Below are 25,533 nucleotides of genomic sequence, written 5' to 3' on the forward strand. Positions count from 1 at the left end.
TGCCAAGGCAAAAGGTGAAAAATGATCGCGTAATGTGGAATTTTAGCTTTCCGAATGTCTAACAACCTAGATGCTCAGCCACCAGCAGTAATCAAAGACGAATTCAAGCTAGATAACTTCCTCGAGGATATACCGGATATAGAGGAAGTAGAACAACCAACCACTGATATCCTCCAAATCGAGTCCGATGATGCTGCAGAACCAAAAGTTGGCATGGCAGAACTCAATAGCTTAGCTGATATCTTTGAAGGTCAGACCCCTGATTTGGATCAAACCTGGCAAGAAGAAGAAATTATCGCTCCAGATAACCAGCAGTTGTCTAGCCAATCAGAAAATTCTATAACTACAGACGAACCAAAGGATTTATCTGACCTGATTAAAGAACTTGATGGGTTGGACATTCCAGAGGCAGCAGAGTCTACCGAGGAAGATTTACTCAGTTTGTTCGATGAGGAATTTCCAGAAGAAGCAGCTTTTGAGTTACTACAGTCAAGGGAGTCAACTCCAGAGGCGATTCAACCTAACCTTACTCCAAGCCTGACTGATAAAGACCTTGAAGAATTATTTGCTGTTGGGAGTACTGAGGCAAACCTAACTCAAAAAACTAACCCAGCGGATGAATTAAGCAGTTTATTTGATGATACCTTTTTTGAAGAAAATAGCTCAAGCTCAGAAAGTAATCCTCCCACAAAATTAGATAGTTATGGGATGGGCAAACAGCAGCCTATCCGACCAAGCACACCGCAGGTCGAGCCCACCCAGAGCCCTCGCCCGGATCCCACCCACATCGACCTCAATGAATTAGATTTCAATCTGGTCAATGAGTTGGAGCTGATTCCAACTCACCCCCCTGCAAACCATGACCAACCAGCAATTAAATCCCCATCAATTACAGGGTCTTCAAACCCCACCTCGACTTCAGATCGACCCAGTGAGCCGTCTACACCTGGTCTTAGTTCAAGTGTAAAAGGAAAAAATAGAAAATCCGATCCCATAAAATCAAACAAATTACCAGATTCATCACCACAACCCTTACCAACAACCCAAGATCAATGGCAGCAATTAGAGCAGCTGTTGGCAGAAGCTACGACCCACTACCAAAACGTTGATTTTGACAGTATAAAACCCCTGGATGTCAGCTTATCCACTGTTGAAGTGGGATCGGAGCAGACAAGAGTATTTGATGAACTAGAACTCCTATTAAATGAAACTAGTAGCCCTGAACCTAACCACTCCCTAGACCAAGAAACCCGGAAAACCAATCAGCCGGACTCAGTAGATGATGACTTTAAAGACCTTGAGCACTTGCTAGAGCAGGCAAATCAAAGCATATCGGCTATCCCAGGAGGGATAAATCAGGAGCTGTCCCGCCAAACAAGGCGTCCGAGATCTAAGCTATTTGAACAAACCATGCGGGTACCGGTTAAACAACTGGACACCCTGAGCAATTTAGTGGGAGAACTGGTAGTTGGTCGCAATACGTTAGAGCAAGATCAAGAACGGCTGCGGCAATTCTTAGATAATTTATCCCATCAGGTATCGAGCCTAAACGATGTGGGTTTGAAAATGCGGGACTTGTATGAGCGAACCCTGCTGGAAAATTCCCTATTGTCTAGTAGTAAGATTTACCGAACTACAAGCATCCAAGAACGGGAACAAGGAAGCCAGAATTACTCCAGCTTAGAAGATTATCACCCCCTAGAAATGGACCGCTTTACAGGCTTCCATTTGCTATCCCAAGAAATCATTGAGCTGATTGTCCGGGTTAAGGAGTCGGCATCTGACATTGAGTTTTTGGTGGATGAAACCGACCAAGTAACTCGTACCCTCAGACAGGTAACCAATCAACTCCAAGAAGGACTGACGCGATCGCGTATGGTGCCCTTTGCCCAAGCAGCAGACCGAATGCCCCGTGCAGTCAGGGAAATTTCCTTGCAGGAAGGCAAGGAAGCCGAGCTACACGTTGAGGGGCGGGAAACCTTGATTGATAAAATGATCTTGGAACACCTCTATGATCCTATGACCCACCTGGTCAACAATGCCATTACCCACGGGATTGAGCTACCAGAGGAACGGTTGGCTGCAGGGAAGCCTAGGGCGGGTAAAATCACCCTCGGGGCATTCTACCAGGGAAATCAGACGGTGATTTCCATTTCGGATAATGGGGGGGGCATTGATCCAAATCGAATTAGAGCTAAAGCCCTTGAAAAGAATCTGATTTCCCCAACTGAGGCAAAAACCCTGAGCGACTTGGAGTTGTTCAATTTTATCTTCCACCCTGGGTTCACCACTGCTGAGAAAGTGACTGACACCAAAGGTCGAGGAGTAGGTATGGATGTGGTGCGCACCTGCTTAAGTGAAATTCGGGGAACCATTACTATCGACTCTACTCTCGGGCAAGGAACCACCTTTACCATTCGCTTACCCCTGACCCTGAGTATTTGTAAAGCCCTCTGCTGTGTAAGCGATCGCGCCAAAATTGCTTTTCCCATGGATGGGGTGGAAGATATGCAGGATGTCTCCCCTGACTGCATTCAGACCAATTCCCAAGGTCAAGCCTTTCTTCAATGGCGGGACACCCAGATTCCATTCAAGCCCCTCTCAGAATTGCTGACCTACCATAGCCAACTCAGCAGGGCTAGTGTCTATGGCAGCCAACGGGAAGACAACCTGATTTCTGTGGTGGTACTGCGCAGTACAGGTAACATGCTCGCCGTAGAAGTTGATCAGGTATTAGGGGAGCAAGAAATTGTTATTAAGCAAATCGAAGGCCCTGCACCCAAGCCAGTAGGCATTACCGGGGCGACCGTCTTAGGGGATGGTCGCGTGATGCCCATTGCTGACGTCTTAGAACTGATTGACCTTGCTATGGGTCGGATTCGTAAAGATGGTGGTGTTGCGATCTGGCAAAGGATGGAAACTCCAACCGCCACCGGAGCCGAGGCCAATCTAATCAAATCTGATCCCATGGTGTTGATTGTGGATGATTCAATCACAGTCCGAGAACTCCTTTCTATGACCTTCAGTAAAGCTGGTTATCGGGTAGAACAAGCCCGTGATGGTCAAGAAGCGTGGGATAAACTCCGGTCTGGTTTGCCTTGCGAGATCGTATTCTGTGACATTGAAATGCCCAGAATGGATGGTCTAGAACTGCTATCTCGCCTTCAAAAAGACCCAGATTTGTGCGAAATCCCCCTGGCCATGCTCACCTCTCGTGGGGCTGATCGACACCGGAAAGTAGCTGCTGATCTCGGTGCTAGAGGCTATTTTACCAAACCCTATCTAGAAGACGTGCTACTAGATGCTGCCCAACGAATCAGGCAAGGGGAAGTGTTGTTAGCTCGAAGTAATTAACACAGGTAATCCCAATGGGTAGCTGCGGGCAGCATCCTCAACCAAATCATCCCAATCCCAAACCAAAGACCATGAAAAGACCTGGTTAGGGTAACAATACCTCTGGAGGATCGTACTTTTCGGGATCTAGAATCGGGGAATGGGAATTATGGATTGGGTACTTTAACAAATAAGCTAATGACAACAAAAGCGTTTGACTTGAATTCGCATCAAAATACGGCATCGGGTAAGACAGGTCGGTTTCGCAATTGGATAGTGGGGTTCACGAAAAAACCGATCTCTCTCAATTCCCCAGCTTCCAATCCCCATTTCCTTATACCATTGATGACACTATCGTTTTGGGGACTACCTATCCTATCAGGGTTAGCCGCCAAAGCCTCAGATATCCCACTGAAAGTGGGAGTCGTGCAGCGCTTTGGAGATGAAGAAACTGACAAGCTCACCCTGAAAGCTGCCCCAGACGATCAGCTAACCGTCAAATTTTTAGGCGGTGATATGCAACCGAAAACCAAGCAGCTTAGCAGCCTCAAGCTGGAAATAGTCAATAAACCCTTACAGCAGCCTCAGATCGAAGAGTACGTGGTCTTGAGTAACCATGGGACCTTTGAAACTGCAGAAGATAGTGCCAATAAATGGCGGGAAAAGGGGATTGAGGTGGAAATTGCCAAGCCTGACCGCTGGCAGGTGTGGGCAAAACGGAGTGTTTATCAAACCCCTTTATTGCGACGTTTACTGCTAGCAAGTATCAAAGCCAAAGGTGATAACACTGCCTATATCGATACTAATGTTGTCACCGAAGTGCCCCATGCTTCCTTTGTAATTGGTGACTATCGCTACCATCGACGGGAAATCGATATTACTGCTGGCAAAAATCTGATCTGGGTTAGCAAAGGAGAAAATAGCCGTAGGACAAGACTTTATCCTGGTAGTCTACGGATCCAGCCCAATGCCTATGGTGACTATACCTTAGTAAATCAGGTACCTCTAGAAAGCTATTTGCGCGGTGTAGTACCTCACGAAATTGGAGCTGGAGCACGCTATTCAACCGTAGCTGCCCAGAGCATTATTGCTCGCACCTACGCCTTGCGGAACCGACGCCGATTTAATGTTGACGGTTACGAACTCTGTGCCGATACTCACTGCCAGGTTTATTTCGGAATAAATCAAACCAATCCAGTGGCTGACCGTGCGATCGCAGCTACTAAAGGTCTAGTGCTGACCTACAACAATGAGTTAGTAGATGCCCTGTATTCAGCGGCAACTGGTGGAGTCAGTGCGCCTTTTAGTGATGTTTGGAATGGGTCAGAACGTCCTTACTTAAGAGCAGTGGTAGACTCCCCATACTCCCTCTGGAATTTGTCACAAAAATCCTTAGCAGACGAACAAAATTTCCGTGAGTTCATGAACTTGAAGCAAGGATTTAATGAGACTGACAACAGTTACTTATTCCGCTGGAAGTACAACAATACCTTGGAACAAGTCACCAGCCATTTACAACGCTATCTCAAAAAAACCAAACACCCCCTTGCCAACTTCACTACCATTGAGCATATGGAAGTGGTAGACCGTTCACCAGCAGGACGAGTGCTGAAAATGGCGGTAACAACGGATCGGGGTATGCTGGAGCTGAGTAAAAATGAAGCCCGCAGCGCCTTTGGTCCTCCCCGCAGCACCCTCTTCTACGTAGACCCGATTTATGACAAAGCCAACCAAACCCTCAAAGGCTTCGTGTTCGTAGGTGGCGGCTTTGGTCATGGGGTTGGCTTTAGCCAACACGGTTCCCAAAATTTAGCTAAACTCGGTTGGTCCGCAGAAAAAATTCTCAGCTTCTATTATCCTGGTACTCAAATTCAGCCTTTGAACAATTCTATTATCTTCTGGCAAAATGCCAGCGCACTAGTCACGCCCTAGTCTAATTAAGGGGAAAAGGGGGGAGAAAGTGAAGATACGGAAGAATTTCAGAAAAATTACCTTCTTCTCCTCCTTGATTTACCTTGGATTTAGCGTGATTTCGCCATCATCCCATTAGCTAAGGATCTCATCACCCGATTTTCGGCGATGGGGAAGTAAAGAGCTCAAAGAGTACAACACCCAATTTCTAAGCTCTCCTACTTCCCCTTTGTTATTAGTACTTATATTAGTACTTATTACATGTTCTCATCTTGATGAGTAATGATCGTGCAATCAGAGGTGGGGTAGGCGATACAGGTTAGAACCCAGCCAGCCTCTATTTGCTCATCATCCAGGAAGGATTGGTCGTCCTGGTTAATACTACCACTGACTAGTTTGCCAGCACAGGTAGAGCAGGCACCTGCACGGCAGGAATAAGGCAGATCTATCTCTAGTTCCTCGGCAATGTCGAGAATGATTTCGTCCTCGGGAACATCAATGACTTTCTCCCCATCTGGCATTTTCAAGGTGACTTTGTAAGTTGCCATGTTTTAGTAATCCTCTTTGTTATTTTTACTTATAAAAGAGCTTCCTCGATTTAGCGTGATTTCTCCATCACCCTATTACCTAATCATCTCATCACCCGATTTTCGGCGATGGGGAAGTAAAGAGCTCAAAGAGTACAACACCCAATTTCTAAGCTCTCCTACTTCCCCTTTGTTATTAGTACTTATATTAGTACTTATTACATGTTCTCATCTTGATGAGTAATGATCGTGCAATCAGAGGTGGGGTAGGCGATACAGGTTAGAACCCAGCCAGCCTCTATTTGCTCATCATCCAGGAAGGATTGGTCGTCCTGGTTAATACTACCACTGACTAGTTTGCCAGCACAGGTAGAGCAGGCACCTGCACGGCAGGAATAAGGCAGATCTATCTCTAGTTCCTCGGCAATGTCGAGAATGATTTCGTCCTCGGGAACATCAATGACTTTCTCCCCATCTGGCATTTTCAAGGTGACTTTGTAAGTTGCCATGTTTTAGTAATCCTCTTTGTTACAAGTACTTATATTAGTATTTAGTACAGTGCTTCCTCTTGATGAGTAATGATCACACAATCAGAGGTGGGGTAGGCCACACAGGTCAGAACGAAGCCAGCCTCTATTTGGTCATCATCCAGGAAGGATTGGTCTGACTGGTCAACAGTACCACTCTCTACTTTGCCAGCACAGGTAGAGCAGGCACCCGCACGGCAGGAATAAGGGAGATCTAAACCTTGCTCCTCGGCCTCGTCGAGAATGTACTTGTCATCAGGAACTTCAAGGGTTGTATTTATACCTTCATCTTCATTTTTCACGGTGACTTTGTAAGTTGCCATGTTTTAGTAATCCTCTCGATTTAAAACAATAGTAGAGACGTTGTGAGTATACGGCAAAAGCCTATCCTTTGGTTGAAGGAGCTTGGCATGCTTATTTTTACTCCATCTCTGATACTACGGGAAAACACTCAGCAGATTAAGACCGATTAAGAATGAAAGGCTAAATCGCCAATTTGATAAGTTTTACTTATATAAAATTCACAAGTATCTACACCAGAGATTTAGCTCTCAAACCGGTCCATGAAAATGCTCTAATATCTAGGTTTAACAGGTTTTTTAAAGATCCTATCTCCCTCAGATAACTTTGGCAAAATCCTTAGGAATTTATAATTAGAAATACTTATCATTAGCATCTAAGACCTGTATCGACAGATCAGGTGATCCGGTGATGGGCTGATGGATAAAAAGGTATATCAGTTGCCAAGCTTGAGATCGGTTTTGCGGTATCATGATAAGTTTGCAGCGATGCAGCGCCTTCATGCGGGGGTTTCCCCCATGAGCGACTGCATCAAGACAGTGACCAGCAAAAAAGGAACAGAAATTACAATGGCTCAAATGTATTACGATACCGACGCTAACCTAGACCTACTGGCGGATAAAACTATAGCTATCATCGGCTATGGTTCTCAAGGTCACGCCCACGCCCTTAATCTTAAAGAGAGTGGCATGAATGTGATCGTGGGACTTTATCCAGGTAGTAAGTCTAAGGCCAAAGCTGAAGAAGCAGGCTTAACCGTCCACACAGTGGCTGATGCTGCTAAAGCGGCTGACTTGGTGATGATCCTGCTGCCGGATGAAGTGCAAAAAACCATTTATCAGGCAGAAATTGAGCCAAATCTGACTGAGGGTAATGTTATTGCCTTTGCCCACGGCTTCAATATTCATTTTGGTCAAGTTGTTCCCCCAGAATTCGTAGATGTGATCATGGTTGCTCCCAAAGGTCCAGGACATTTGGTGCGGCGCACCTATGAACAGGGAGAAGGGGTGCCTTGTCTATTTGCTGTTTACCAGGATGCCACAGGCCAAGCACGCGATCGCGCCATGGCTTACGCCAAAGGAATTGGTGGTACCCGTGCCGGGATTCTTGAAACTACCTTCCGGGAAGAAACAGAAACTGACCTATTTGGTGAGCAAGTCGTATTGTGTGGCGGCTTGAGTGAATTGATTAAATCCGGATTTGAGACCCTAGTCGCTGCTGGTTATCAACCAGAATTGGCCTATTTTGAATGCCTTCATGAAGTCAAACTGATTGTTGACCTAGTCGTCGAAGGTGGTTTAGCTAACATGCGGGATAGCATCTCCAACACTGCTGAATATGGTGACTATACCCGTGGGCCAAGGATTGTTACTGATGAAACTCGCGCCGAAATGCGTAAAATCCTCAAAGAAATTCAATCAGGTCAATTTGCTCGTGAATTTGTCTTGGAAAATCAGGGAGGTAAACCCGTCTTCACTGCTATGCGCCGTCAGAATAAAGAACATCCCGTCGAGGAAGTTGGTAAAGACTTACGCGCTATGTTCAGCTGGTTGAAAAAAGTCTAAGCATTGTTGACCGTTGACGGTTTACGATTTATATCTTAAATCAGGACTTTTTAACTCAGGACTTATTTATAATCAGGACTTACGTCATAACTATACTGGTCGGATCGGTAAATAACTCATCCTACTACTAATAGTATTTAAACTCAAATTTGGCGTAAGTCCTGTAAATTTGAGATTTTACCTTATATAGTTGGACGATTATTAATCCAAGGGTTTGCTGCTTCCAACTGAGCCGCTAATGCTAATAGTCTTGCTTCTGATGCTGGAGGTCCCACTAACTGAATTCCGACAGGTAAACCCTTCTCATCAAAACCAGCAGGAATTGCGATCGCAGGAAGTCCAGTAGCATTAAATGGTGGACACGGTCCAATCCAATTAATAATATTATTCAAGGTTTCTTCATAACTCAAATTGTCCCACTCTCCTACCCGAATCGGTGGATGTAAATAAGTCGGTAAGACTAGCACATCATAGTTGTTAAAGAATCCCACAATTTGACGCGCTATAACTTGTAGCTTAGTCACCGCTTGTAAGTATTCCCCAGCAGTACCTGATTGTTCAGCAATCCAGCGATTCATCGGACTTAAGGCTTCTAAGGGAATTCCTGCTGACGTTATGCCAGCTTGCCATACTGTCTTAAATGGTTCTACTATCTCACTGAAATCTGGACAACCCCGTTCAACCAGATGTCCCATCCCTTCCAGTCGCTGCACCGTTTCCAGGACAATCTTTTCACATGTAGCTGATGCTTCTCCTATCGGTTTAATGGATGTCGCAAAACTAATCCGCAAATTATCCAGTTGTTGATCGGTAGCCTCTAGAAACGATATCTCTGGGTCAGGTAACCAGTAAGGGTCTCCAGTAATATAGCCAGACATCACATCCAGTAAAGCAGCTGCATCAGCTACCGTCCGTCCCATCGGACCAATACTGGGAATACCACTTTGAAAGTCTCCTGCTGGAGCATAAGAAATACGACCTCGTGTCGGTTTAATCCCCACCAAACCACAGCAAAAGGCTGGACCCCGCAGGGAACCCCCACCATCGGAACCTTGGGCAATGGGAGATAAGCCAGCTGCTACTGCTGCCGCTGAACCGCCACTAGACCCCCCTGGTGTGTAGTCCAGATTCCAAGGATTGCGAGCCGGTGGAAATCCTGGGGGTTCGGTATAGGGTAACGAACCCAGTTCAGAGGTAGCAGTTTTACCTAAAATAATGAATCCAGCTTGCTTGATCCGGGTGATTACCCCATCATCATACTCAGCAATATTGTCTTTGAGCGCAGCAACACCAAAGCTACAAGGGAGTCCTTCTACAGCTCTGAGGTCTTTAATCGCAATTGGAACACCAAAAAATGGAGGAAGTTTAGAAGTATCAGTAGTTTCGGCAAGTTGTTCAGTTTTGGCTTTAGCATCCGCCAGTGCCATGTCAGACGCCACAGTGAAGTAACTGCCTAGTTGGGGATTTAATGCTTCGATCCGTTCAAGGTAGAGTTGGACTAATTCTAGGGGTGATATGTCACCCTTGCGGATCAGTTGGGCTTGCTCTAGAGCTGGAGTAAAGGCTAGGTCAACTTGATTCATAATGCTTCTTTGCGATCAAGGGATGCTTTTTTCTAAAAAAAAATGCCTAAGAGTATTGCTAGGCAAAACTTTTAGGCATTCAGATGCTAGTTAGAAAAAACTAAATTCTTAAAATCTCAAAGCTATACAGAGTAAGAGTTTGAGAGACTGTTTGTTAAACGTTGCTTAAATCGAAGACTATAGCAGCTTAGGGGGTGAGCCCATACCATAGCTGTCTTGATAATGATTTTATTTTAGTAGCAATTATACCACTTAATTTTGTAAATTGGTATAACACATCGTTAAATTCTGGTGATTTTCCAGAAATTTCCCAAAATTACTAGCTAGGTTGCAGGTACCGAAGAGCCAAACTTTTTCGGTAACTTAGGTAATATAGCACTTCACAGCTTCATAACAAAAGATGCCTTCACCCTTTCCTGGGATGAATCCCTACCTGGAGAAACCAGAATATTGGTCACAAGTTCATAAGTGGCTAATTGTCCTGATTGCCCAAAGCCTTAACCCCCAACTACGTCCGAAATATCGGGTAGCAATTGAGGAAAGAGTCTACAATGCTACTGGTGATGATTCGATGCTAGGTAGAGTGGGCATCCTGCCCGCCCGAAAAGATCATGTAGTTGTTCAAAGTTCTCAAAGCAACCACCAAGATCCGTCAGCTCTGGTTACCGTTGCTGCTCCTAGTGTTAAACCAATGAAGATTGCTCTACCGATGACTGAAATGGTTAAAGAGCGATGCAGCGCGGTCTTGGGGGTTCCCCCCATGAGCGACTGCATCAAGAAGTGGTATTTAGAAGTGCGAAAGGTGGAAACTGGCAAAGTCATTACTGTTATCGAAATTCTTTCTCCCAAAAACAAACGGTCTGCAGAAGGGCGCAGCACTTATGAAACCAAACGGCAAAAAATATTAGATAGCTTAACCCATTTAGTGGAAATTGATTTACTGCGTCAAGGAAAACCAATGGCTATGAATAATCAAGCCTTCCAGAGCCACTATCGAATCGTGGTCAGCCGTTCTAAAGAACGTCCCCAAGCCGATTTATATGCCTTTAATCTCCCCCAAGCAATTCCTTCATTTCCTTTACCTCTACAACCAGACGATCGAGAACCTACGGTTAATTTACAACAATTATTACATAACCTTTACGACCAAGGAAGTTATGATTTAGCGATTGATTATAGTCAAGATCCGCCACCACCTTTATCGACCGCAGATGCAAGTTGGGTAAAGCAAGTCTTGATTTAAGAGTAGCATGTAGTGTTGAATTTTAATAATTATCGTTTAGGTATATCTTTCACTTATTTTATTAACTTCATGCCAGCAGCTTTAGGGTCAAAGCCTTCAGGAAATATAGTGCGACAATGATAATATATATCTTCAAATTTACAGCTTTCCGCTCTTATTTTGTTTGAATAAATCGCATCTTTTAAATCAGCTCCAGATAAATCAGCTCCAGATAAATCAGCTCCAGCTAAATTAGCTTTATGTAAATTAGCGTTCTGTAATTTAGCTCCAGCTAAATGGGCATTCTGTAACTTAGTCTCAACTAAACTAGCGTTCTCTAAATTAGCTTGCTCTAAATCAGCTTGCTGTAACTTAGCTATATTTAAATTAGCTTGTTGTAACTGAGCCTTAAATAAATAAGCTTCTTGTAAGTTAGCATTCTGTAACTTAGCATTCTTTAAATTAGCTTCAGATAAACTAGCTTCCTGTAAATTAGCCCTAACTAAATAAGCTTGCTGTAACTTAGCTTCATCTAAAATAGCTTTCTGTAAATTAGCTCTAGATAAACGAGCTTTTTGTAAATTAGCTTCAGATAAATTAGCGTCTTGTAAATTAGCGTTAACTAGCTCCGCACCAGAGAGCTGGACTCCCCTCAAATAAGCCTCTGGAGCTTGTAAACTATCTAAGCTCTGTCTCCGCCAGGTCAACCAAAACCAAGGAATACGCCTTGGTCTTGAGTTTAGGAATTCCAGAGCTTCTTTTCTACCACCACTCCCAGCTTGGTCGTGGGCTGCGGTAACTACTTGCCATGCCTGATACACTTCAGCATTTCGTCTATCCTGCTCACCAGCAATAAAGACAATCACACCAACAAGTAGAGATAGATTACCAACTAGTCCTAAAATTTCTAGCAATGCTAATCTATTCAGATAATCCAGAACAGGCTCTAAAAACTTTTTTTCTATGCTGATGAAAGGTTGATGGCACTTGAACAACGCTAACGTCAAAGGATTTTTAACAATTTGCTCAGCTTTATGCCAGTCGTGCTCCGCATCCCCTTCACCTTTTACTAGTAGGCGATTTTGGTAAATCTTATAAGCTATTTCTTCAACCTTTTGGGAATGGGTTTTGGTTGACGAAGGGGTTAGAGAGACTTTGATGTGATTAATAATTTGATTCAGCTTCATGATTGCCAACTCGGGGCAAACCCTATATATGTGGCTTTCTAGGATAAATTAGCTGTAATTATAACCTAGCGATCGCTTAACTCATTTCTTCTGCTACACCTGAAAGTTTATTACGTTTGTTTAAGGTAAGTAACAAAACCAACATTAGCGATCGCTAATCTCAGCAAGCGATCGCTTACCTTGATCTCCCCGGTATTTTCATAAATTAATTTATTTATTAACTAAGTTGCAGTTAATTTGCCCTGTAACACCTACCAAGTTTATAAAAAAATGCTCTACTTTATAGAGAGAGTTATAACTAATATCAAGCTGATAGAGTCTTTATTATTATTGCTATATCATTCTTTGTCTGTCATTTCTGATAGATTATATAGCGTTGATTGCACTGATGAGGTAATGTCTTCTTTGAGGCAGATTCCCTGTCTTGATGCAGTCGCTCATGGAGGAAACCACGGCAGTTGCTCATGGGGGGAACCCCCGCATGAAGGCACTGCATCGCTTAAAACCCTCTTGCCTATTGCCTATTGCCTATTGCCTATTGCCTATTGCCTATTGCCTATTGCCTTAAAAGGATAAGCAATGTCGCTCACTCGTTATGAAAATTGCAATACCTTACCTTAAAGCTATCTATATCTACCCGATTAAATCCCTAGATCGGATTGAACTCGAAACCGCCACTCTCCTCAAAAGTGGTGCCCTAAACCATGACCGAGAATTTGCCCTATTTGATCAGCAAGGTAAATTTGTCAATGGTAAGCGCAATGGCAAAGTCCACTTGCTGCGGTCAGTCTTCGATATCCAATCCCAATTGCTATCGCTACAGATTCAGGGCACAAACCAAAACATTACCTTTCATATTGATCACGGGCGAGCTGCTCTGGAAGCTTGGTTAAAGGATTACTTCGATTTTCCAGTTAAAGTAGTGCAGAACACCAGCACTGGTTTTCCAGACGATACCAATGCTCTTGGTCCTACTATTATTAGTAGCGCTACCATTGAAACCGTTGCTTCTTGGTTCCCTGAAATAACTCCTGAAGAGATACGACGTCGGGTTCGAGCCAATCTAGAAATTGGAGGAGTTCCTGCTTTCTGGGAAGACCAATTGTTTTCCGAATCAGGGCAATCTATTCAGTTTAAAGTAGGGGAAGCTTTCATAGAAGGAATTAATCCCTGTCAACGTTGTATTGTTTTAGCACGAGACCCTCAAACAGGAGAGGCTACTGATAATTTCCAAAAGACTTTCATGGCGAAGCGCAAGGAAAGCCTACCATCCTGGACAACCAGCGCTCGTTTCAATCATTTCTACAAATTAAGCGTGAATACAAACGTGCCTGCTTCTGAAGCCGGTAAAGTGTTGCACCAAGGGGATCCCATCGAAATTCTTCAGGGAGCGTGAAGGTTGACTAGGCTTTTTGGAGAAGTCAGGAAAAGCGACTGCATCAAGACAGCGATCGCTAATCAACAAAGTGATTAACCGAACATGATATCAATTGTCAACCCTAAACCGTGAACTTTCAACACCAATCAATATGGGAAATTTTATTAAATAAAACTTTTTGACTTTTTTGCGGATTCGTCGCTCTGGAATTGAAGTAGAGATTTAGGTACATCTGAACAAACAGAAGCCAGACAAAACCTCTACCTACTAAATGTTTAAACCTCAGAGCAATGAATCATCAGTGGAACAATGTATTTCTGAAAGTCAGCACCTGGCTAGTGGCTGAGATCATCCTAAATTTGATTGGTCTAGATAACCTCGCCGATTACGGCGAATTCGTCTTCGATAAAGAGGTTTTGATCTCAACATCTCACCATCAAGTCTCACGGGTTTTCCCCCCTCGCCACTCCCAAGGCTTGTTTTAAGAGTTTCCCCTCAACCGTCAACCGTCAACAAATTCTAACCTTATTACTGAAGACTGATAGCCAAGCAACCCTACGGCAACCCCTCAGGCTAAAAGACTTCAGCCTTTTATCAATATTTAATTAAAATTTAATCAATATGGAGCTAAGCGGATTCGAACCGCTGACCCCCTCAATGCCATTGAGGTGCTCTACCAACTGAGCTATAACCCCGTAATTCTATAGTCCATTACCTAGTATACCTTGATAGCTCAGCTAAGTCAAGTGTTTTGAGAATGAAATTATCTCGATCAGTAGAATACGCTGGGAGACTGAGCCATTTGGGTAAGATACCCCATGCAGCTGTTCATCAAAAAATAAACCACTAACATAGCTGCTGCTGACATAGCTACTAAGGTACCAGCCAGCATCAGAGAGAACTCCTGGGTATCAAAGGCTTCCTGCATCAGGTGCAGTGACCAAGCCACCAAAGCTACATCAAAGATTAGAATTATCACCAGCATTTTTTACAAAAATTAATATTGGATCCATATTTAGTTTAGCAGCTATAAAAATCGCTGCAAACCATTAAACTACTTAATACTACACAACAAAACTTAAATCTTTCGGAAAAATAATCAATTAGTTTACTATGGCAATCGCACCGGAACTTGATGCTGGTTCAAATAAGTTTTAATTTCAGATACACTCAGTTGCCCGTAATGCAACAGGGAAGCTAGTAACGCTGCTTCGGCTTTGCCCTCAGTCAGAGCCTGATAAATATGATCGCAGTTGCCAGCACCACCGGAGGCAATCACTGGAATTTCCACCTGTTCAGCCATAGTTCGGGTTAGCTCTAAGTCATACCCAGCCTGGGTTCCATCCGCATCCATACTAGTAACCAGAAGTTCCCCAGCTCCCCGTTGTGCCACTTCTTTTGCCCATGCGATCGCATCAATACCGGTGTTCTCACGTCCTCCTCGCACGTAAACATTCCAACCGGGGTTATCGGGGTCTTCCCGACGACGAGCATCAATAGCCACTACGATGCACTGATCACCAAAACGGTCGCTCGCTTGATTAATAAAGTCGGGATTCCGTACAGCAGCCGAATTAATACTAACTTTATCGGCTCCTGCTCTTAATAATAATTTAATATTTTCTAAAGACTGGATGCCACCCCCCACCGTCAAGGGAATAAATACTTGTTCGGCTGTACGGTAGACTACATCAATAATAATGTCTCGGTCTTCATGGGTAGCAGTTATATCCAAAAACACCAGCTCATCTGCACCAGCATCATTGTAAACTTGTGCTAATTCCACTGGATCACCAGCGTCCTTAAGATTAACAAAGTTGACCCCTTTAACAACTCGCCCAGCTTTTACATCCAGGCACGGTAAGATTCTCTTAGCCAGCATAAGTAAACTAAGTATGAAGTATGAAGGATAAAGTATGACCCATGGCCATAACGTCTTTTAGACAACAGTACCAAAACCCAGATAGAGAACCCAAATCTAGCAAGAAACGAAAAGGTCGCGGCTTACCCCGTCAGAGGCAAAACGATGGGGAGCTACTACTAGCAACGGCGACCGCTGAGGAAGTTGGTCATCAAGAAGAGAGTATTAGACCACACCGCTTAGCCGACTACATCGGACAAAAAGAACTCAAAGGAGTTTTGGAAATTGGGATTCAAGCTGCCAAAGCCAGAAATGAGGCCATGGATCACCTGCTGTTGTATGGACCACCAGGATTAGGGAAAACAACCATGTCCCTAATTTTGGCAACTGAGATGGAGGTGAATTGTAAAATTACTGCTGCACCTGCCTTAGAGCGTCCACGAGATATTGTGGGGCTTCTGGTTAATCTCAAACCTGGGGATATTTTATTTATAGACGAAATCCATCGTTTATCGCGCATGACAGAGGAATTGCTATATCCAGCCATGGAAGACTATCGATTGGATATCACTATTGGTAAGGGTCAGAGTGCCAAAACCCGCAGTATTCCTCTGCCACAGTTTACCTTAGTGGGGGCAACCACACGAGTAGGTTCCTTAACCTCACCCCTACGCGATCGCTTTGGTATGATCCAACGCTTACGCTTCTATGAGATCGATGAATTGAGTTTAATTGTAACGAGGACAGCTCAATTGCTCAAGGCAGCAGTAACGGAAGATGGTGCTGAGGAAATTGCCCGTCGGTCTCGTGGCACACCTCGAATTGCTAACCGACTCCTGAGGCGAGTGCGAGACTATGCTCAAGTCAAAGGCATTGAGCAAATTAACCAGGATGTAGCAGCTCAAGCCATGGAAATCTTTAATGTAGACCCGATGGGGTTAGATTGGACAGACCGACTAGTGCTAAAGGTAATGATTGAACAGTTCAATGGCGGACCAGTTGGTTTAGAAGCAGTGGCAGCCTCTACTGGAGAAGATGCTCAAACCATTGAAGAGGTTTATGAACCCTATTTGTTACAAATTGGTTTCCTGCACCGCACACCTCGGGGTCGCGTCGCCACCTCAGCGGCTCGGAAACATTTGGGCTATGAGTAGTAGTTAGTAGTTAGTAATTAGTAGTTAATAGTCAGTAGCAAGGAATATCAAGATTGCGGTCTCAGTTCAAATAATATATGAAACGCTTGATTCGGATTTTACTGATTTTACTGCTTGTCGTTGTATCGGCTGCTACGATAATCACACCCCCAGCAATGGCGCAAACCCAATTCCCAGAATTGACTAAGGCTCAGATCAAACAAATTAACCAGTTAAGGAAAAAGGCATTTGCTGCTACGAATCAGGGGAAATTCCCAACTGCTGAAAATTACTGGACTCAGCTAATTGAGCTGTTGCCAGATAATCCCGTCGGTTGGAGTAATCGGGGTAACCTTAGAGTCAGCCAGAATAAATTAGACGATGCGATCGCAGACTTTACTCATGCCATTGAATTAGCACCAGAAGCCACTGACCCTTATCTAAATCGCGGTACTGCCTACGAAGGACAAGGGCGATGGCAAGATGCCATTGCTGACTATGAGCGATTGCTAAAACTTGATCCCAAGGATGCCATGGCTTACAACAACTTGGGGAATGCTAAGGCAGGACTAGGCCAATGGACAGAAGCGATCGCAAATTACCAAAAATCCATCGAGTTAGCACCCAAATTTGCCTTTGCCTATGCTAACTATGCTCTGGCGCTCTATCAAATTGGTGAGACCAAAGAAGCCATGGGCATCATGCGCAATACTATACGAAAATACCCCCAATTTGCCGATCTTCGAGCTGCTTTAACAGCTGTGTTGTGGGCTGACGGAAAACGGGGGGAAGCTGAGAGTAATTGGGTGGCAGCCGTTGGTCTCGATAAGCGATACCAGGACTTGGACTGGGTAGAGCATGTCCGCCGTTGGCCACCAATGATGGTTGAGGCGTTAGCAAATTTCTTCAACCTTAAGTGAAATTAACCTGATCAACCTTAGCTTTTATCAAGAGTCATGACTTCAGGACTTACGCAATAATTTTAGGTCTTAAGCATAAGTGTAGGGTGCGTTAATAAAGCACCCTACACTCATAACACTTGACTAAACTATTGCTGTTCAAGCACGGTTACGAAGCAGCAGTTGTTTGAGGTTCCGACCCCGTGGCTCCCGGACAAATGCCAAAGGTAAAAGGGTAGCCAATCGCACCACTGCTGATAGGGCAAATAATGTTGGCAAACCACCGAAGTGAGGCAACTCCGCTAAAAAGCCACCAAACATACTACCTATAGCACCCCCTAATCCCGCTGATGATGCAGCAGCTGCAAAATACGTGGAGGGTTTGTGGGCTGGTGAGATCTCGATTTGGATGTTATTGGCACACAGGTCAATGGCTGCCGCAGCTGAACCTGTCCCTAAGAATAAAAGGGGTAGCCAAACCCAAAGAGCGAGAGTTGTTGGGGTGCTGATCCCAAGCCAAAGTAAGGGCATCACAGATAGGAGAATCCCAACCATTACTAGTACTGGACGATTTCCGATCAGGTCAGACAACTTACCCCAGTAGATCAGCGTCAATAAACTTGCGCCAGCAGTCAGACTGGTATAGAGAGTTACCCAACCAACATCTAAGCCCAAATTGTCGAGCAGATAAACATTGAAAAAGGGAGCGCTGAGGGTGAAGCCAAACATCCACAATCCAAAGTAGAGTACAAAGATTAGGAAGTTTGTGTCCTTCAATAGAGCGACATAATCAGAAGGTGTCGGCTCCTCCTCAGACTCTAAGGTTTCATCAGTAGTCTCATCAGTCTTCGCAGTCTTCTTTGACGGTATCTGAGGAGTCACATCTACCATGAAGAACTGAAAGACTAGACTGAGTATTCCAGCTATGATACCCAAAATCAAAATTACGCCATAGCCTTGAACTTGCCCACCGTCCCAGGTAGAAACAATGTATCCCAGTAGGGGAACACAAAGTAGGTTAGTTAAATTAGTAAAGCTATTGCGCAGTCCAAAATAGCGCCCTCGCAGGCGAACAGGAACTAACACCGCCATCCAGCTAGACCAAGAGGGACTACCTAAAGCTCCAAAAATGTGAGTTATCAGGTTAATCGCCAGTGTACACAACACTAGATGATGAGCTGGAGCCAGACCATTGCAGAACATCGCAATGCCTACAAGGACAAATAACCATAGTAGTCGCGAAGGAACGAAGGTTTTGATGATAAACCAGTGGCGACTGTAGGATCGGTCAGATAAATAAGCACCAATAGGCTGTAGAAAATTCGCCAGTAGAGGTATCCCTGAAAGAATACCGATTTCAAAGTTGCTAGCACCCAGTTGCAGCAAGAAGTTAGTGAGGAAAACCTCAGCTGTGATAGAGGAAAAGAAGGCGGAAAACACGCCGTCAAGGGTTGCAGCCCTCAGGCTAGAGCGAATATCTCCCTTGGGAATTTTCTCAGTAGGGCTAAGGGGGGGTCGCGCTTCCTTATTTAGGGGCTTGAGCAACTCTGGCAATCGCGGCAAAGACGGAGCTTCTGGGGCGACATCGGATATGAGTCTGAGCATAGCGGTTCAGGTAGCTAGATAGAGAGGACTTAAATGGCGAATTTGATGGAGACGAGTAAATCGTATTGGTTCAGGTAACACCTGTACTGGATCGGCAGGCAGGTCGAAACTCCTATGCCATATCCTCCCTATAGCATCCCCGTTATTGATGGGCGTAGCGTGCCCATAGCGTAACCCTCTTGGCTTGCTCTTAAATTCCCCCTATACCCTCTTGTAAAACCTCCTTTGGCTAAAAGGGGTTTTACAAGAGGAGTCTATGCCATTTACATCACTAGGGAAGTAAGACTTGCTTACTCTCGCAGAAGACCTACCATAGCCTTCCGTACTCCTGGTAGAGTCCGGGAAGGTCTAGCTCCTGCGACATCTGCTATACACTCCGGTAACCCTTACTTTTCGAGAAGGGCTACTTTTCAATAACACTTATTCTCTAGCCTTCACCCAACCCCTTAGGAATAGAAAAAGTAGCACTTTTCCATAATCCCTAAGGGTTACTTCCTAAGGGCTATGCCCTATGGGGAGAGCTATGGTCATGACGGGGTATAGCAGCGGAGGCTACGCTATTCAATTAACGGGGAAGCAAGGGGGCTAGACATGGATCATGAGGAAAAATCACGCCAATGCCTTATTCCCTTGTTTAGGAATCCCGATGTAGCCAGAATCGATATCTAAATATCAATACTGACCTAAGTACAGCTGTTGCCTTTTTTATCCCTGGGGCAACAGGTACCTTAAAAATAATATCTCAAAAAAAGTAAGATATTGCAACAAAAATACAATTAAGTATATTCACTGAAATCTTTGATCTGACGGATCGAGCCAAGAGGTACCACGACCTAGCTAGAAAAAAAAAAAGGCGGGATCGCCTTCATAGTCTTGATCTCAGCCTTACGTAGTTCAGTTAGTTAAGACTGTAGCCAGGATGAGGATCATGGATAATCATAATTAAAGCTAAAGATAAGTGGTGGTATAATAAAGATAAGCAATAATAAAGTTGGCTACTAACAGCTAGCTTTACCCCCATCAATATGGCTAGTAACAGCTTTACACCTTAAGAAATAAGGACACCTTAAGAAATAAGCTGTAGAAAGCCATCTTGGACACCTTAAGAAATAAGCTGTAGAAAGCCATCTTGGATGTCGAGTTATCTCAATAACCATATCTTCATCTGTATTTACTAATTATTTCTAGGTACATAGCCACCTCCTCAGACGGGAAATAAGTTTTCCAGGGGAGGTGCCCAAGCGTCCTTACTTATCATGAAGCAAATTCTTTCGAGATGTCTAATCTTAGTATCTCTAATTGTGTTCCTAACTGGCTGTAGCCGCAGTATCGCCAGTGACATTTCCACTGTGACCCTGAGCGGGTGGCAGAGCAACCCAGCCGAAAAACAGCTCCTTGAGCAGGTACTGAAGGAGTTTGAAGCATCACATCCTGGTATAAAAGTCAAGTTTGAAGTGATCACTGACCAATATATGGATGTCATTAAGACTCGGTTGATTGGTGATGCTGCTCCTGATGTCTTCTATGTAGATGCCCTAGATGCTCCCTTACTCATGACTCATGGAGTCTTGGAACCTCTTGATGATTACATCACTGAGGACCTAGATTTAGATGACTTTGCTCCCCATCTCTCGGAAGCCTTCCAATCCTTAGGCAAAACCTACGGATTGCCTAAGGATTTTACAACCCTTGCCCTTTTCTACAATAAAAAATATTTCCATCAACTCAATATAACCGAACCACCCCAAACCTGGGAAGAGTTAGAGGACTATGCTAAAAAATTGACCACCGATACAACTCACAATGGCAGGGTTGATCGATATGGGTTGGGCATGACGGCAGAACTCTCTCGTCACTATTTCATGATCAAAGCTTTTGGCGGTGATTTAGTTGACCAGAATGGCAAGGCTGTCTTTGCGACTCGCCAAAGCCTATCAGGTTTAACGCCTTTGATCGATATGTATCGACAAAACCATTCTGCTGCCATAGCGTCAGACGTTGGAGCCAGTTCTGGAAGCGAAATGTTTGGTCAAGGGAAGGCAGCAATGGTTATTGAAGGTAGCTATGCGATTCCTTACCTACAACAGACATTTCCCAAGATTGACTTTGGCACTGCGGAAGTTCCCAGTATTGGTAACCACAAAGGCAGCATGGTTTATACCGTTGCTTATGTCATGAACAAGCAAGCTAAAAATAAAGAGGCTGCCTGGGAACTGATTTCCTATTTGACTGGCAAGGAAGGGATGAAAGCTTGGGCGAAGGGAGGACTGGCAATCCCGGCTCGGAAATCGGTCATATCAGAACTTGGCTATGAACAGAATCCTCTGTACACCCCCTTTATCGCTGGTGCTGACTACGCCACGATTTGGCAAGGGGATGAACAATTGCCAACATTTATGACCCATTTCGACAATCAGTTTCTTAGTGCTTTACTTGGTGAGCAATCCTTGAAGTCAGCCATGAAAAAAGCACAACAAACTGCTAACAAAGAAATTCAAGCAAGTAACTACTAACAAATGTCACTAGCTAACGCTAAACTTGAAGTTGACCAAAACGTCAAATCGAGGGATGTCAAATTGAAGGGATTTTGGCAGAAAGCCAAAGTTAGGGAAGCTATATCTGGCTACCTCTTCATGGCTCCTACTATTCTAGTTTTAGGAACTTTTTTGATTGCACCAATTATCTATGCAATCTTCCTTTCCTTCCATAAGGTTGAAATTTTAGGAGGGCTGAGTTATCGATTTGTTGAGTTAAAAAATTTCCTTCGTACCTTTGAGGATGAGCGAGTTTGGATTGCGCTAAAAAATACAATTGAGTATGTCGTTATTGTTGTTCCTTGTCAAACAATCCTGGCTCTGGTTTTAGCTCTAGTCCTAAATAAAGAAATTAAAGGAAAAAAATGGTTTAGGATTATTTTCTTTCTACCGACTGTCACTTCTTCAGCAGTTTTAACCCTAATATTTATCTGGATTTATAATTCTAATGGTCTACTTAATGGATTACTAGACTTCTTTGGTTTACCGACCTATAACTGGCTAGGAGACCCAAGCGTGGCTCTCAAATCCATTATGATTATGAATATTTGGTCTACAGCACCGTTTTTCATGGTGATTTACCTGGCTGCGCTGCAAGATATACCTAGATCCGTTTATGAGGCGGCAAGACTTGATGGTGCCAATGAGTTCGATCAGTTCATAAATATTACTGTGCCTTTACTCAAACCAGTGACATTTTTCGTTATGGTTATGGGTGTCATCGGTACGTTTCAGTTATTCGACCAGTCTTACATCTTCTCCGGTGGCACCGGTGGTCCAAACAACTCAACCCTGACGGTTGTGCTTCTGATCTACCAGTATGCGTTTAGAAGTCTGGATATGGGTTACGCCGCTGCACTAGCATTAATGTTAGCTGGTGTAATTCTAGTGACAACACTGATTCAACGCGGCTTCTTTAGAGAAGAAAAAGCGAATTAGGAGATCAAAGAAGAGTGAATAATTTTCGTTGGATCAGAGGGATATTTTATAGCATTCTTATCCTCTATGCCATTATTACGTTTTTGCCTTTTGCTTGGGCTTTATCAGCCTCCTTTAAACCCCTTGAGGAAATTATCGCTGGCGGGTTGAATTTTATACCCCATGATTTTACCTTCGATAACTACCGCAATATTTTCATTGAATCCCCTTTGTTTGGACGCTGGTTTTTAAACAGTGTCTTGGTTGGTGTTTGTGTAACAGGATTGAATATTATATTTAACTCAATGGCAGGTTATGCCTTAGCCAGAGTTAAGTTTCCAGGTAATTCATTATTGTTGGGAATAATCTTAGCAGTTTTGATGATTCCTGGACAAGTCACCCTAATTCCTGGTTATTTAATCTTAAAGTCTTTGGGATGGCTCAATACCTACCAAGGATTGATTGTACCGAGTGCAGTGAATGCCACCTTTATTTTCATGATGCGGCAGTTCTTTATCAATTTTCCTAAGGAACTTGAAGAGGCTGCTGCCTTGGATGGATTAAGTCGCTGGGAAACCTTTTGGCAGGTTGTGTTGCCTTTAGCCAAGCCAGCTTTGGCAGCACAAGCTATCTTTATTTTTATGGGGTCTTGGAATAATTTCTTAATGCCCCTAATGATTACTTCTGATCCAGGAATGTTTACCCTTCCCTTAGGTTTAAATACCTTTAAGGGGCAATACATTAGTTATTGGAACTACATTATGGCAGCCTCAATGGTCTTTACTATACCGGCTTTGGGGATTTACGCCTTTTTCAATCGTTACTTTATCTCTGGGGTAACATTTACTGGTTCTAAAGGATGAGCTGCTGAAAAGTATCGGTCAAGTCTCACTACAAACACACAGAAAACTTATACACAAATGCCAAGGTCAAGACAGGGAAGCTCTTGACCTTGTCCTTCTTTTTTTTCGTGAACCTCTGAATTGTTTAAATATTGACTATTTAGCTTGAAGCTCAAGGGCTTTGAACCTTTAAGCATTAACCCTAATGTAGTATTTTCTGAATCTGTTCAGGAGTCAGCTGCTCAACATTATTAAAAACTGCTGTTGCACCAGCAGCTTTTAGCCTCTCTCCATAAGCCTCCCGGTGTTCTGGTATCTCCTGCACATGAGGGGGTAAAATCCCTACCCCAACCCAAACTCGTTCTGGATGAGAGTCTCTAGCTTTTTCAACAGTGTACATGTCAGCAACTGTGTCACCAACGTAGATAACTGGCAATTTCACCTTAACTTGGTGGTTCTGTTCTAGTTGTAGAACTACGGCAAACAGTCCTGTAGGGTCAGGCTTACCAGGAGCATCCTCCATGGCAATTAAAACAGGCCGTTCGAGACCAAGTCGTCCTTCTAGGGCATAGTTCGCTTCCTGTCGTGTTGCCCCACTGAAAAAACCCCAAGGAATCCCTGCTGTTGTCAAACTCTCTAAATAACTCGGTTGTAACAATAACGGTTCGTCACAAATGTACCCAGTCCAATGGTTGGGATCTGTTCCTCGATAGCGAGAATTGAAAAAATCAACCAGGGCTTCATAGTCGAGAGGAAAACGCGAACGCATTTTCCCTTGAGCCTCAAAGTATCGATAAACTAATTCTCGCGATGCCTCCCAGTCGTTATTCCATAGCCCTTCTGATTTAAGTTGGTCAATCTCTACCATAGTCGGTCGATAGGCACCACCAGTGTAATGGTCTACTGTATCTGCGATCGCTCTACGGTAAGAACCACTAACGTCACGCACCACGCCGTCAATGTCGAACACCACTATGGCATTAAAGTTAGAAATGAATGTTTCTGAACTAGGCATCATGCACGCTTGGGCTAGTTGAGCCAATATTGCTGATCAGCACCAATAGTACCAACAATTTGATCACAAACCTATCCCTGAATCTTGATCAAGAAGAGTCTTCTTGCGCTAAAATGGTCAACTCTACAATATATTATAGTTAAAGATAACCTGGGATATCTGAGGGAGGCCTGATTGTCAAAATTTCTATTAAAAGTTCTCTGGCTAGATGAGAATGTAGCCCTGGCAGTTGATCAAATTGTCGGCAAAGGCACCAGCCCATTAACTTGTTACTTTTTCTGGCCCCGGAACGATGCCTGGGAACAGCTCAAGGATGAGATGGAAGCCAAACACTGGATTACTGAATCGGATCGCATTGAAATCCTCAACAAAGCCACTGAAGTAATTAACTACTGGCAAGAGGAAGGTAGGCGTAGACCTATGTCTGAGGCTCAGGCTAAGTTCCCGGAAGTCGTTTTTACTGGTAGTGCTTAATCCAGCCTTGCTGATTAATCTAATGATTGAGGGGAATGGGGAATTGGTAACTGACCACTCATCCGACCTTAGTTGAGATGATTCCTTAGTTGAAGAACGTCCTTAATTCAACCCCCTTAATCCAAGTAACAGACTGACCGTGACCAAATCCAGAAGCTCCCCTACCCCCCTGTTTCGGGGGGGGTTTGGAGAGCGCGGAGCTTATGCGGAGCTTATAGGGTTTAAATCCCTTGCTTACTTCGTTTACGGGGTTATAATTTAACGTTGCGTTACTACACCATGCCACCAGCAGCTTGAAAGCGAGCACGGGCTTTCTTATAGGCTTGAGTTGCTTGGATTTTTTCTTGGGTATTCTCCTCGCTTTGAAGTTCTTCTAGACGAGCTTGTGCTTCGTTGAACTCAACACCTGCAGCATCCTTGTCAATTTCATCTCCGGACTCAGCACCATTGACAAGAATCGTCACTTCATTATCTTCAACTTCCACAAATCCACCCATAAGAGCAATTGGTATCCACTCTTTGTCCGAGCGAATTCGCATCACACCAGTATCCAGCGCTGATAACAGAGGAGCATGATCACTCAATATCCCAAGCTGACCGGTAGTGCTGGGTAAAATTATTTCCTGTGCTTGGTCATCCCAGACGGTTTTGTCGGGAGCAATAATACGAACAGTTAAAGCCATCAGCAGAATGAATTGTTTTTGTTGGACCTTGGAAGT

23 protein-coding genes and 1 tRNA gene are annotated in these 25,533 nt (G+C 44.0%); 13 read left to right on the forward strand and 11 right to left on the reverse strand.

All coding sequences use genetic code 11. From position 1 onward, the window contains the following. The first annotated feature begins 54 nt into the window (after positions 1-54). A complete protein-coding gene (locus tag AC4II3_RS03890) occupies positions 55-3,354 on the forward strand; it encodes a hybrid sensor histidine kinase/response regulator (RefSeq protein WP_488010141.1) in 3,300 nt (1,099 codons plus the stop codon). Between the two features lie 324 nt (positions 3,355-3,678). Continuing rightward, positions 3,679-5,265 (forward strand): SpoIID/LytB domain-containing protein, encoded by a 1,587-nt coding sequence (locus AC4II3_RS03895; RefSeq protein WP_488010153.1) that lies wholly within the window; start codon positions 3,679-3,681, stop codon positions 5,263-5,265. A 236-nt stretch (positions 5,266-5,501) separates the two neighbouring features. Here AC4II3_RS03895 and AC4II3_RS03900 read toward each other — a convergent pair whose 3' ends face one another. From AC4II3_RS03900 to AC4II3_RS03910, 3 genes are all read right to left on the reverse strand, one after another. Beyond that, positions 5,502-5,792 (reverse strand): ferredoxin, encoded by a 291-nt coding sequence (locus AC4II3_RS03900; protein WP_488010140.1) that lies wholly within the window; start codon positions 5,790-5,792, stop codon positions 5,502-5,504. A gap of 197 nt (positions 5,793-5,989) precedes the next feature. Beyond that, positions 5,990-6,280 carry a ferredoxin gene (locus AC4II3_RS03905; protein WP_488010140.1) on the reverse strand — a complete coding sequence of 97 codons (291 nt, stop codon included), beginning with the start codon at positions 6,278-6,280 and terminating at the stop codon, positions 5,990-5,992. Positions 6,281-6,321: 41 nt separating this feature from the next. After that, entirely contained in the window at positions 6,322-6,621 is a 300-nt protein-coding gene (locus AC4II3_RS03910; protein WP_488010138.1) for a ferredoxin, read from the reverse strand. A gap of 546 nt (positions 6,622-7,167) precedes the next feature. On the opposite strand from AC4II3_RS03910, the gene ilvC reads away from it, so the two are divergent. Next, complete coding sequence (ilvC, locus tag AC4II3_RS03915) at positions 7,168-8,163, forward strand: ketol-acid reductoisomerase (RefSeq protein ID WP_070396553.1); 996 nt, start codon at positions 7,168-7,170, stop codon at positions 8,161-8,163. 182 nt (positions 8,164-8,345) lie between these two features. Here the strand turns inward: ilvC and AC4II3_RS03920 are convergent, their stop codons facing one another. Continuing rightward, on the reverse strand, positions 8,346-9,746 hold the full coding sequence (locus tag AC4II3_RS03920) for an amidase (protein ID WP_488010136.1): 1,401 nt from the start codon (positions 9,744-9,746) through the stop codon (positions 8,346-8,348). Positions 9,747-10,146: 400 nt separating this feature from the next. Between AC4II3_RS03920 and AC4II3_RS03925 the strand changes: the two genes are divergently transcribed. Next, positions 10,147-10,989: a DUF4058 family protein gene (locus AC4II3_RS03925; protein ID WP_488010134.1), complete on the forward strand. Its 843-nt coding sequence runs from the start codon at positions 10,147-10,149 to the stop codon at positions 10,987-10,989. 53 nt (positions 10,990-11,042) lie between these two features. On the opposite strand, the gene AC4II3_RS03930 is transcribed toward AC4II3_RS03925, so the two are convergent. Beyond that, on the reverse strand, positions 11,043-12,155 hold the full coding sequence (locus tag AC4II3_RS03930; RefSeq protein ID WP_488010132.1) for a pentapeptide repeat-containing protein: 1,113 nt from the start codon (positions 12,153-12,155) through the stop codon (positions 11,043-11,045). Positions 12,156-12,582: 427 nt separating this feature from the next. On the opposite strand from AC4II3_RS03930, the gene AC4II3_RS03935 reads away from it, so the two are divergent. From AC4II3_RS03935 to AC4II3_RS03945, 3 genes are all read left to right on the forward strand, one after another. Then, positions 12,583-12,723, forward strand: coding sequence for a hypothetical protein (locus AC4II3_RS03935; protein ID WP_488029141.1), 141 nt, complete (start codon positions 12,583-12,585; stop codon positions 12,721-12,723). Positions 12,724-12,750: 27 nt separating this feature from the next. Further along, a complete protein-coding gene (locus AC4II3_RS03940) occupies positions 12,751-13,551 on the forward strand; it encodes an MOSC domain-containing protein (protein WP_488010018.1) in 801 nt (266 codons plus the stop codon). Positions 13,552-13,823: 272 nt separating this feature from the next. Further along, a complete protein-coding gene (locus AC4II3_RS03945) occupies positions 13,824-14,018 on the forward strand; it encodes a hypothetical protein (protein ID WP_070391920.1) in 195 nt (64 codons plus the stop codon). Between the two features lie 137 nt (positions 14,019-14,155). Here AC4II3_RS03945 and AC4II3_RS03950 read toward each other — a convergent pair. The 3 genes from AC4II3_RS03950 to hisF form a co-directional block, all read right to left on the reverse strand. Continuing rightward, positions 14,156-14,228 (reverse strand) — tRNA-Ala (locus AC4II3_RS03950). A gap of 77 nt (positions 14,229-14,305) precedes the next feature. After that, on the reverse strand, positions 14,306-14,518 hold the full coding sequence (locus AC4II3_RS03955) for a hypothetical protein (RefSeq protein ID WP_075897842.1): 213 nt from the start codon (positions 14,516-14,518) through the stop codon (positions 14,306-14,308). 126 nt (positions 14,519-14,644) lie between these two features. After that, entirely contained in the window at positions 14,645-15,415 is a 771-nt protein-coding gene (gene hisF / locus AC4II3_RS03960) for an imidazole glycerol phosphate synthase subunit HisF (protein ID WP_488010021.1), read from the reverse strand. Positions 15,416-15,456: 41 nt separating this feature from the next. On the opposite strand from hisF, the gene ruvB reads away from it, so the two are divergent. Both ruvB and AC4II3_RS03970 read left to right on the forward strand, forming a co-directional pair. Then, positions 15,457-16,548 (forward strand): Holliday junction branch migration DNA helicase RuvB, encoded by a 1,092-nt coding sequence (gene ruvB, locus AC4II3_RS03965; RefSeq protein WP_293101911.1) that lies wholly within the window; start codon positions 15,457-15,459, stop codon positions 16,546-16,548. 77 nt (positions 16,549-16,625) lie between these two features. Beyond that, entirely contained in the window at positions 16,626-17,447 is an 822-nt protein-coding gene (locus AC4II3_RS03970) for a tetratricopeptide repeat protein (RefSeq protein WP_488010023.1), read from the forward strand. Between the two features lie 138 nt (positions 17,448-17,585). On the opposite strand, the gene AC4II3_RS03975 is transcribed toward AC4II3_RS03970, so the two are convergent. Further along, positions 17,586-19,031 carry an MFS transporter gene (locus tag AC4II3_RS03975; protein WP_488010025.1) on the reverse strand — a complete coding sequence of 482 codons (1,446 nt, stop codon included), beginning with the start codon at positions 19,029-19,031 and terminating at the stop codon, positions 17,586-17,588. 1,256 nt (positions 19,032-20,287) lie between these two features. On the opposite strand from AC4II3_RS03975, the gene AC4II3_RS03980 reads away from it, so the two are divergent. The 3 genes from AC4II3_RS03980 (at position 20,288) to AC4II3_RS03990 (ending at position 23,346) form a co-directional block, all read left to right on the forward strand. Beyond that, positions 20,288-21,544, forward strand: a complete 1,257-nt coding sequence (locus tag AC4II3_RS03980; protein ID WP_488010027.1) for an ABC transporter substrate-binding protein — start codon at positions 20,288-20,290, stop codon at positions 21,542-21,544. A gap of 120 nt (positions 21,545-21,664) precedes the next feature. Then, positions 21,665-22,504: a carbohydrate ABC transporter permease gene (locus tag AC4II3_RS03985; RefSeq protein WP_488010046.1), complete on the forward strand. Its 840-nt coding sequence runs from the start codon at positions 21,665-21,667 to the stop codon at positions 22,502-22,504. Between the two features lie 14 nt (positions 22,505-22,518). Continuing rightward, positions 22,519-23,346 carry a carbohydrate ABC transporter permease gene (locus AC4II3_RS03990; protein WP_070391914.1) on the forward strand — a complete coding sequence of 276 codons (828 nt, stop codon included), beginning with the start codon at positions 22,519-22,521 and terminating at the stop codon, positions 23,344-23,346. A 181-nt stretch (positions 23,347-23,527) separates the two neighbouring features. On the opposite strand, the gene AC4II3_RS03995 is transcribed toward AC4II3_RS03990, so the two are convergent. Then, a complete protein-coding gene (locus AC4II3_RS03995; protein ID WP_488010048.1) occupies positions 23,528-24,340 on the reverse strand; it encodes a TIGR01548 family HAD-type hydrolase in 813 nt (270 codons plus the stop codon). A gap of 174 nt (positions 24,341-24,514) precedes the next feature. Here AC4II3_RS03995 and AC4II3_RS04000 point away from each other — a divergent pair, with 174 nt between their 5' ends. Beyond that, positions 24,515-24,814: a 30S ribosomal protein PSRP-3 gene (locus tag AC4II3_RS04000; protein WP_293075362.1), complete on the forward strand. Its 300-nt coding sequence runs from the start codon at positions 24,515-24,517 to the stop codon at positions 24,812-24,814. Positions 24,815-25,086: 272 nt separating this feature from the next. Here AC4II3_RS04000 and atpC read toward each other — a convergent pair whose 3' ends face one another. Continuing rightward, positions 25,087-25,497, reverse strand: a complete 411-nt coding sequence (gene atpC / locus AC4II3_RS04005) for an ATP synthase F1 subunit epsilon (RefSeq protein WP_488010030.1) — start codon at positions 25,495-25,497, stop codon at positions 25,087-25,089. Between the last annotated feature and the right edge of the window lie 36 nt (positions 25,498-25,533).

It is taken from the genome of Moorena sp. (genome assembly GCF_982860115.1).

Bases quoted from the DNA above. Each gene is read 5' to 3' on its own strand.
- AC4II3_RS03890 (WP_488010141.1), top strand. From the start codon at position 55: ATGTCTAACAACCTAGATGCTCAGCCACCAGCAGTAATCAAAGACGAA.
- AC4II3_RS03895 (WP_488010153.1), top strand. From the start codon at position 3,679: ATGACACTATCGTTTTGGGGACTACCTATCCTATCAGGGTTAGCCGCC.
- AC4II3_RS03900 (WP_488010140.1), bottom strand. From the start codon at position 5,792: ATGGCAACTTACAAAGTCACCTTGAAAATGCCAGATGGGGAGAAAGTC.
- AC4II3_RS03905 (WP_488010140.1), bottom strand. From the start codon at position 6,280: ATGGCAACTTACAAAGTCACCTTGAAAATGCCAGATGGGGAGAAAGTC.
- AC4II3_RS03910 (WP_488010138.1), bottom strand. From the start codon at position 6,621: ATGGCAACTTACAAAGTCACCGTGAAAAATGAAGATGAAGGTATAAAT.
- ilvC (WP_070396553.1), top strand. From the start codon at position 7,168: ATGGCTCAAATGTATTACGATACCGACGCTAACCTAGACCTACTGGCG.
- AC4II3_RS03920 (WP_488010136.1), bottom strand. From the start codon at position 9,746: ATGAATCAAGTTGACCTAGCCTTTACTCCAGCTCTAGAGCAAGCCCAA.
- AC4II3_RS03925 (WP_488010134.1), top strand. From the start codon at position 10,147: ATGCCTTCACCCTTTCCTGGGATGAATCCCTACCTGGAGAAACCAGAA.
- AC4II3_RS03930 (WP_488010132.1), bottom strand. From the start codon at position 12,155: ATGAAGCTGAATCAAATTATTAATCACATCAAAGTCTCTCTAACCCCT.
- AC4II3_RS03935 (WP_488029141.1), top strand. From the start codon at position 12,583: ATGCAGTCGCTCATGGAGGAAACCACGGCAGTTGCTCATGGGGGGAAC.
- AC4II3_RS03940 (WP_488010018.1), top strand. From the start codon at position 12,751: ATGAAAATTGCAATACCTTACCTTAAAGCTATCTATATCTACCCGATT.
- AC4II3_RS03945 (WP_070391920.1), top strand. From the start codon at position 13,824: ATGAATCATCAGTGGAACAATGTATTTCTGAAAGTCAGCACCTGGCTA.
- AC4II3_RS03955 (WP_075897842.1), bottom strand. From the start codon at position 14,518: ATGCTGGTGATAATTCTAATCTTTGATGTAGCTTTGGTGGCTTGGTCA.
- hisF (WP_488010021.1), bottom strand. From the start codon at position 15,415: ATGCTGGCTAAGAGAATCTTACCGTGCCTGGATGTAAAAGCTGGGCGA.
- ruvB (WP_293101911.1), top strand. From the start codon at position 15,457: ATGGCCATAACGTCTTTTAGACAACAGTACCAAAACCCAGATAGAGAA.
- AC4II3_RS03970 (WP_488010023.1), top strand. From the start codon at position 16,626: ATGAAACGCTTGATTCGGATTTTACTGATTTTACTGCTTGTCGTTGTA.
- AC4II3_RS03975 (WP_488010025.1), bottom strand. From the start codon at position 19,031: ATGCTCAGACTCATATCCGATGTCGCCCCAGAAGCTCCGTCTTTGCCG.
- AC4II3_RS03980 (WP_488010027.1), top strand. From the start codon at position 20,288: ATGAAGCAAATTCTTTCGAGATGTCTAATCTTAGTATCTCTAATTGTG.
- AC4II3_RS03985 (WP_488010046.1), top strand. From the start codon at position 21,665: ATGGCTCCTACTATTCTAGTTTTAGGAACTTTTTTGATTGCACCAATT.
- AC4II3_RS03995 (WP_488010048.1), bottom strand. From the start codon at position 24,340: ATGCCTAGTTCAGAAACATTCATTTCTAACTTTAATGCCATAGTGGTG.
- atpC (WP_488010030.1), bottom strand. From the start codon at position 25,497: ATGGCTTTAACTGTTCGTATTATTGCTCCCGACAAAACCGTCTGGGAT.